The organism is Microvirga antarctica (assembly GCF_017921815.1).
Taxonomy (GTDB): Bacteria; Pseudomonadota; Alphaproteobacteria; order Rhizobiales; family Beijerinckiaceae; genus Microvirga; species Microvirga antarctica.
This window is the reverse complement of the sequence record NZ_JAGEMM010000121.1, coordinates 1-287: the sequence shown is the minus strand read 5'-3', so window position 1 is coordinate 287 and position 287 is coordinate 1. Positions and strand designations below refer to the sequence as shown.

The window sequence follows — 287 nt, the reverse complement described above, 5'->3', positions numbered from 1 at the left end:
AACCTTGCGTTAACCGAACTCCATTCATCCGCCAGAGAAATAAGGTGCCCAGTGGCATATGCGCCTGCAAAAGCGCCAGCCAGGCCCATAGCAGAAGCCTTTGCTGAATTAAGCTGACTGGTTACCTCCGCCAGCGCTTTCTGTGTTTCTCTTGATGCTGCTGCCGCCTGACGCCCGCCATTTTGCATGGTTCGGTAATAATCTTGTCCGGTGCGTGAAGCGCGCGCGATCTCCGTCTGGAAAGACTGGGAGTTAGCCGAGATTTTAATTATCAATTCACGGAGTGT

At 52.6% G+C, this 287-nt stretch carries 1 protein-coding gene; it reads right to left on the bottom strand.

The genetic code is table 11. The features are described 5' to 3' along the window. On the bottom strand, nt 1-287 hold a 287-nt coding region (locus tag J4G32_RS21115; protein ID WP_210497658.1), incomplete at both ends, for a hypothetical protein.